The sequence below is a fragment of the Sphingobium sp. genome, from assembly GCF_035511395.1.
Lineage (GTDB): Bacteria > Pseudomonadota > Alphaproteobacteria > Sphingomonadales > Sphingomonadaceae > Sphingobium.
In genome coordinates this window covers 1-6,287 of sequence record NZ_DATKFP010000265.1, presented here as the reverse complement: position 1 = coordinate 6,287, position 6,287 = coordinate 1, and the positions used below count along the sequence as shown (strand labels likewise).

Here is a 6,287-nt window from a genome sequence, read left to right as displayed (position 1 = left end):
GGCCGCCGCCCAGCAGGTGCAGACGCGCCTGCGAGTGCGGGCGCAGGCTCACAAAACGGGCGAAGGCCTCGATCACCAGATCAATGTTGTAGTTGGGCTCCCACACACGCAGGCTCACGACCTCGAAATCCGGCGCAGGCGGCGCGGGCAGGAACTTGGCCGTTATCATGCAAGAGGTCGGCCGCAAGCTTGTCGTCGAACCGCTTCTGTCCAGCGCTCTGTGTGGCGCACTGCTTCATGCGGCGGGCGAGGATGTCTCGCCGCTGATCGCCGGCGTAACGATATTCGCCTTCGCGCATGAAGAAGGCTTCGACCCGTTTGCCGTGCCCGCCACCAAGGCCGTTGAGGCGGGCGGGAATTATTCGCTGACGGGCCGCAAGATCGCGGTGCGTCACGCTGATCTGGCGCACCAGATCATCGTGACGGCGTCGCAGGAAGGCGTGGCCGGGGTCTATCTCGTCGATGCACAAGCGCCGGGCCTGGTGCTCGACAGCTTTCGGATGATAGATGGTGCGTCGGCGGCAACGATCGAACTGTCGGATGTTCCTGCACGCCGCATCGGCGGCGGTGACCTGCTTTTGGCGGCGATCGAACGTGGCCTTGTTGCCCTGGCGGCCGAAGCGGTGGGCATCATCGCTGCGGTCAATGCCGAAACATTCACCTATCTTGGCACTCGCAAGCAGTTCGGCGTGCCGCTGGCGAGCTTCCAGGCGCTCCAGCATCGCGCCGCCGACATGTACGCCGCCGCGGAGGAGGCGCGCGCGCTTACTGAACGTGTGATCGATGCGATCGATACGGATGCGTCCGACCGCTCCGCGCTGGCGTCGGCAGTCAAGGCGCTGGTCGACGACGTGGCGCGCACGATCGGGCACGAAGCGGTGCAGATGCACGGTGGCATGGGCGTCAGCGACGAACTGGACATCAGCCATTTTATGCGGCGGCTCGCGGCCATTCGGGCCGAACTGGGCAGCGTTGACCTGCACCGCGCGCGCTTTGCTGGATTAGGGGCCGATGTCGTCAGGGAGACGACCTTTCGGGCCGAGGTACGGGCGTTCGTGAGAGCCAACCTGCCCGAGGACATCGCGCGCAAGGGGGCCTTGGGACTGGAAATCTCCAAGGAGGATTATGTCTGCTGGCAGAAGATCCTGCGGGACAAGGGGTGGTTTGCGACCGGTTGGCCGGTCGAGCATGGCGGCGCGGGCTGGAGCATCGACCGGCAGCTGATCTTTCTGCAGGAATCCGCGCTCAACAATGCCCCGATGATAATTCCCTACGGCGTTAACATGATCGGGCCGGTGCTCCAAAGGTTTGGCAGCGCCGAGCAGCGCGAGGCATATCTGCCCGGCATCCTGTCAAGCGACACTTGGTGGTGCCAGGGCTATTCTGAGCCCAATTCCGGGTCCGATCTGGCATCGCTCAGGACGACCGCCGTGCGCGAGGGCGATCATTATGTCGTCAACGGCACCAAGATGTGGACGACCGAGGCGCACTGGGCGGACATGATGCATTGCCTGGTCCGCACCGACCGGGACGTGAAGCCGCAGCGCGGCATCTCCATGCTGCTCATCGACATGAACAGCCCCGGCATGGAAGTGCGGCCGATCGTGACGATCGACGGCCAGCATCATACCAACCAGCTGTTCCTGGACAATGTGCGGGTGCCAGTGAACAATCTGGTGGGCGAGGAAGGGCAGGGGTGGACCATCGCCAAGTTCCTGTTGTCACATGAGCGGGTGGCGATCGCGGATACCGGACCGAAGTTGCGCCTGCTCCAGAATATCAAGGCGATGTTCGCGCAACTGCCGGCGTCGCCCTCGCGCGTGCGGCTGGGGGACAAACTGGCCGGTGCTGAGATAGAATTGCTGACGCTTTGCGAACTTGAACAAAATTATGTATCGAAATGGGCCGAGGGCGCGTCTCGCGACGGACCCGAAGCCTCCGTACTTAAGATCCGCAGCACGGAAATATTGCAGTGCCTGTCGGAAATCGCTCTCGAAATCGGAGGGCCGCTGGGCGGGGCGCATGATCCGCATGATCTGCACCTGGACCCAAGCGGCCAATTTACGCCGTCGCAACTCGCCAGCTTCAAGGGCCATCAATATCTATACGGCCGGTGCTGGTCGATCTTCGGCGGCACCAATGAAATACAACGCAACCTGATCGCCAGAGCATTGAATGTCGGCTAGACGTTAGGTGCGAATTGACTGCGGGCTGGTGGCGCCACCAGCCACACCCCGCTTTGGCGTCAAGTCGCCGCCCAACCGCCATCGACCGACAAGCAGACGCCCGTGATAAACCTCGCCCCGTCGGAGCATAGATAGACTGCGGCGTCGGCGACCTCCTCGGGCTCTGCCAAGCGGCCAAGAGGGTGCAGCGCCTCTGACTTGCGGATCACTTCCCTGGCCCCCTCATCGCCCAAGCCAGACAATGATTCCGTCAGCATCGCGGTCTTCACGCCGCCCGGGCAGACGGCGTTGACGCGTATGCCGAAAGGCGCATATTCTACTGCGGCATTTTTGGTGAGTCCAATCACGGCGTATTTGCTGACCGAATAGGCGGCGTTGCCGGGCAGCGGGCGCAGTCCCGTCAAGGACGACATGTTCACGATCGCGCCAGAACCACGCTCGGACATATGCTTGAGTTCATTACGCATGCAGTTCCAGACGCCATCGACATTGACGCGCATGATGCGATGCCATTCATCCTGTCCGATATCGGCGAGATTGGCGTATTTCTGGGCAATCCCTGCGTTATTCAGCGCAAGGTCTATCTTGCCGCAGATCGCGGTCGCCCGACCGAACATCTGATCGACATCGTCGTAGGACGAGACATCACAAGCTATCGCGTCGGCGCGTCCTCCGCTGTCGATGACGCGTTGAGCTGTTTCCTCAGCTGCTTCGATCCGGAGATCGACAGCGACAACTTGCGCTCCGCTTTTTGAGAATGCGAGCGCTGCCGCACGGCCGATCCCGCCCCCCGCGCCGGTGATCAGTATTGATTTGCCATTCATGCTTTTAGTCTCCCCTCGATTACCTTGCATATGCAGTGGCGATCGTCGTCAAACCTATTTGATCGGCTGACCTGCCAACGCGTGTTCACAATCGGCCACCAGACCACTTTCCTGCTACATAGCTGTTTCCCGCAACATGGCAGGCCGCCGTCGGATATATTCACGTCCAATCGGATGATGTGACCTGGTGTTTCCTTAAGCCTTGGCCTCGCCTTGGACGTTTTACATGTCCTGTCCCGCCAAGCATGTAGTCGGCTAACGCCCTTATGCCGAACGTCGTCTGTTGCTGGACAGCGTCTATCCCGATGCCAAGATGCTCGGCCACCTCCCGGGTTGAGAGACCTTCGACCTTCCTCAATTTTATGACTTCCCGGCAACGGGGTGGTAATCGGTCCAGCCCCGCTTGCGCGCGACGTAACTCGTCCCGGCCACCAGCATGGCGTTCTGGAGTCAACCAATCGGGCTCTATGATGCTCGTTTCAAGATCAGCGATCAGTTCAATGGAAACGATGCGCTCACGTCGAGCGCGATTGATCATGACGTTCCGGGCTACCGTCAATAAATAGGCCTTTGTCTTGATAGGAATGCTGCGGCCTGCCCCTACCAAGGTTCGTTCGTAAACGTCTTGCCGTATATCCTTATGATCGACCGCAGACCGCCAATGTCTACGAATAAATCGCATCAGGACGGGTTCAAGCGGGAGGACGTCGCTGCGAAACCAGCGCTGCAAATCCAGATCATCAAGCATCGATCGGACCTTTAAATTGTGCGCAAAATACACGGCCTGGCGTCAGCATGAGCGCGAAGACATCAGTCGATGTGCACCGCTTGGCCAATATTGGTGCATTTAATAGCAAGGCTTCCGAGCAAGCCCATGTCGATCCGGAAACTGCTCCTGATCCTGATATCCATGACATCCTTGCCACCACCTTTTACGGAGGCCGTCACGGGGCTGCCATCAGCCGGGTGATTGCCGCACGAGGTCCCAACGCATAGCTTCGTCCTAGACAGTACGGAGCCATGACCGAGTCAGAAAGACTTCGTATATGATTTCGTATCTATATACTAGAACTAACCGTCGGCAGGTGCAGATTGCGTGCGTGACTGACGGATACCGATAATCGATCAGAGCGGCGTATGCCCGGCGTGACATGTCGTCCTAACGAGGGCATTGAACTGGCGGGATGATCTCCCTCACGAGATCGCCATTGCTCGGCACGACCCGCCTACCGAGGCAGGATATCAGTCGTAGAGGGTTACGCTCTCTTCAATGGAGGCTTTGCCGATCCGATAGTGATTGGCGGCCGAATTCGTATCTGGGTAGCCGAAAGACATGCCGAACAGCATCTTCATGGACGGATCGACCCCGAGTACCGCGCGAATCGTCTCCGCGTAAAAGCCGAGCATCGTCTGTGCTATGCCGCCAAGTCCATGGGCCGTAAGCGACAGCAGGAACGTCTGGCCATACATGCCGATATCGCCCGCCACGCGGACGCAATCGCCCACCACCGGCATGAACATCAACGCGACATGCGGCGCGTCAAAAAAGTTGAGGTTGCGCAAGGTCGCTGTCCGGCGTTCGTCACGGGCTTCTCGGGCGATGCCGATAGCCTGATAATAAGCAGCCCCCTGGGCCCTCGATCGTTCGCCGTAGACACCATGAAAATCGTCCAGCGAAAAGCTGAAATCAGGCGAGATATGTCCGGCCTCGTCAGCAGCGAGAATAGCCTTGCTCAGCGCATCGCGGGTCGCGCCTGACGCTATATGCACCTGCCAGGGCTGTGTGTTGCAATTGGACGGTGCATGTTGGGCGTCTTGCACCACCGACCGGATCACGCTTGGCGGCACCGGGGTTGGCAGAAAGCTCCGCACGGAATGGCGGCTTCTTACGACGTCGTGGAATGACTGCGCTCGTGACACCGGCGTATCTCCATTGTAGATCAAGGCGGCGCTCCTCGGCCACCATCCTATTATCTAGTGATCTAGATATAAGCATGCTAGATTGTGTCAATGCCTCATTCTGATGAAACGCGCCTCCGGGTGGATCGACAACTTGCACTATCTCTTTACGGGGCGGTTGGCCGCGTGGTGCGGATGCACAAGCCGCTCCTCGAACCGCTGGGTCTGACGTTCCCTCAATATCTTGTGGTCGTGGAATTGCTTGGCGGGTCGCCGCGGTCTGTTGGCGAATTGGGTCTGACGCTTGGCATGGACACCGGCACTATAACGCCGTTGCTCAAGAGAATGGAACAGGGTGGCACGATCACCAGGCGCCGGGACACCAAGGATGAACGTCGCGTTCTTGTCGCCCTGACGCCATCGGGCGCGGCTCTGCGGGAAGGCGTTCTGGCGATACCCGCGAAGATCAACTCTGGATGCAGAATGACGGATGAGCAAGCGAATGCGCTCCGCGAGACCCTGGATGAATTGGCAGGCGCAACAGGCGGTAAAGCTGGCTAACGGATCGTGCTGGGGAGGCCGAAGGCCGCACCGCATGACTACTTTTCGTCGATTCGGTGAATAGATCGCTCAGGCTTTCTGGGTATGCGTGGGACGCCGCCTTCTCTGCACATGGAACGGTCAAGGCCGGGTAGGAGCAATGGATGCTTCAATTCGCGCTCTTGAAGAAAGGGCTGTGAGAGATAGGCTTGCCGACCTCAACCTCGATTCGGCCGTCATGCAGCCGTACCTCAAACCGGCGAAGCGGGTCGACAGCCGGACCTGCGACAGCCTTTCCCGTCCTGATGTCGAAGCGCGCGCCATGTTTGCGACAGATGATGTTTGAGCCGATCTGGCGCCCGCCTTCGAGCGGAAAATCCAGATGTGTGCAGCGATTTTCGAGCGCATGCGCCTGGGTATCCACGCGCAGGATCAGTATCGAGAGACCTTCGATAAGGAAGGCTCGGTGTTTGCCATTGGGTATATCTTCCAGCGCGCATACATCGACATAGTGCCTCATTCTCCTTGTGTGCCGTTATTTTGGATGAACGAGATGATGTCGGTTGTTTTGGATCCTGCGCCGAAGATGGCGGCGACGCCGATGGCTTTGAGTTCGTCGACATCGTCTGGGTGGATGATGCCGCCCAGTATGACGGGGACGTGGCCCACGCCTTTTGCCTTCATGGCGTCGATGAGCTGGCGGGTATATTCGACATAGGCGGCCGAGGAGAAGCTGATGCCCACGATGTCGGCCTTGCGCTGGGCGACGGCGCTGGCCATGCCCTCGACGCTGTTATGCTCGCCGATATAGTCGACGTCGATGCCGCCGGCCTCGTCG

At 59.5% G+C, this 6,287-nt stretch carries 8 protein-coding genes; 3 read left to right on the top strand and 5 right to left on the bottom strand.

The annotated features are described in order from the left end of the window. The first annotated feature begins 167 nt into the window (after positions 1-167). The gene (locus VMR39_RS18745; RefSeq protein WP_325417885.1) at positions 168-2,186 is read left to right on the top strand and encodes an acyl-CoA dehydrogenase family protein; all 2,019 of its coding nucleotides are present in this window, start codon (positions 168-170) and stop codon (positions 2,184-2,186) included. A 59-nt stretch (positions 2,187-2,245) separates the two neighbouring features. On the opposite strand, the gene VMR39_RS18740 is transcribed toward VMR39_RS18745, so the two are convergent. Further along, entirely contained in the window at positions 2,246-3,010 is a 765-nt protein-coding gene (locus VMR39_RS18740; protein ID WP_325417883.1) for a glucose 1-dehydrogenase, read from the bottom strand. A 160-nt stretch (positions 3,011-3,170) separates the two neighbouring features. Continuing rightward, on the bottom strand, positions 3,171-3,758 hold the full coding sequence (locus VMR39_RS18735) for an RNA polymerase sigma factor (RefSeq protein ID WP_325417881.1): 588 nt from the start codon (positions 3,756-3,758) through the stop codon (positions 3,171-3,173). Positions 3,759-3,805: 47 nt separating this feature from the next. Between VMR39_RS18735 and VMR39_RS18730 the strand changes: the two genes are divergently transcribed. Then, positions 3,806-4,006: a hypothetical protein gene (locus VMR39_RS18730; RefSeq protein ID WP_325417879.1), complete on the top strand. Its 201-nt coding sequence runs from the start codon at positions 3,806-3,808 to the stop codon at positions 4,004-4,006. 246 nt (positions 4,007-4,252) lie between these two features. Here VMR39_RS18730 and VMR39_RS18725 read toward each other — a convergent pair whose 3' ends face one another. Further along, on the bottom strand, positions 4,253-4,954 hold the full coding sequence (locus VMR39_RS18725) for a nitroreductase (protein WP_325417877.1): 702 nt from the start codon (positions 4,952-4,954) through the stop codon (positions 4,253-4,255). Between the two features lie 66 nt (positions 4,955-5,020). Between VMR39_RS18725 and VMR39_RS18720 the strand changes: the two genes are divergently transcribed. Beyond that, the gene (locus VMR39_RS18720; RefSeq protein ID WP_325417875.1) at positions 5,021-5,470 is read left to right on the top strand and encodes a MarR family winged helix-turn-helix transcriptional regulator; all 450 of its coding nucleotides are present in this window, start codon (positions 5,021-5,023) and stop codon (positions 5,468-5,470) included. A 148-nt stretch (positions 5,471-5,618) separates the two neighbouring features. On the opposite strand, the gene VMR39_RS18715 is transcribed toward VMR39_RS18720, so the two are convergent. Further along, complete coding sequence (locus tag VMR39_RS18715) at positions 5,619-5,969, bottom strand: non-heme iron oxygenase ferredoxin subunit (RefSeq protein WP_325417873.1); 351 nt, start codon at positions 5,967-5,969, stop codon at positions 5,619-5,621. Further along, on the bottom strand, positions 5,966-6,287 hold a 322-nt coding region (locus VMR39_RS18710), incomplete at its 5' end, for a cobalamin B12-binding domain-containing protein (protein WP_325417871.1). The genes VMR39_RS18715 and VMR39_RS18710, both read right to left, overlap by 4 nt.

Coding starts and splice junctions, on each gene's coding strand:
- VMR39_RS18745 (WP_325417885.1), top strand. CDS start 168: ATGCAAGAGGTCGGCCGCAAGCTTGTCGTCGAACCGCTTCTGTCCAGC.
- VMR39_RS18740 (WP_325417883.1), bottom strand. CDS start 3,010: ATGAATGGCAAATCAATACTGATCACCGGCGCGGGGGGCGGGATCGGC.
- VMR39_RS18735 (WP_325417881.1), bottom strand. CDS start 3,758: ATGCTTGATGATCTGGATTTGCAGCGCTGGTTTCGCAGCGACGTCCTC.
- VMR39_RS18730 (WP_325417879.1), top strand. CDS start 3,806: ATGAGCGCGAAGACATCAGTCGATGTGCACCGCTTGGCCAATATTGGT.
- VMR39_RS18720 (WP_325417875.1), top strand. CDS start 5,021: ATGCCTCATTCTGATGAAACGCGCCTCCGGGTGGATCGACAACTTGCA.
- VMR39_RS18715 (WP_325417873.1), bottom strand. CDS start 5,969: ATGAGGCACTATGTCGATGTATGCGCGCTGGAAGATATACCCAATGGC.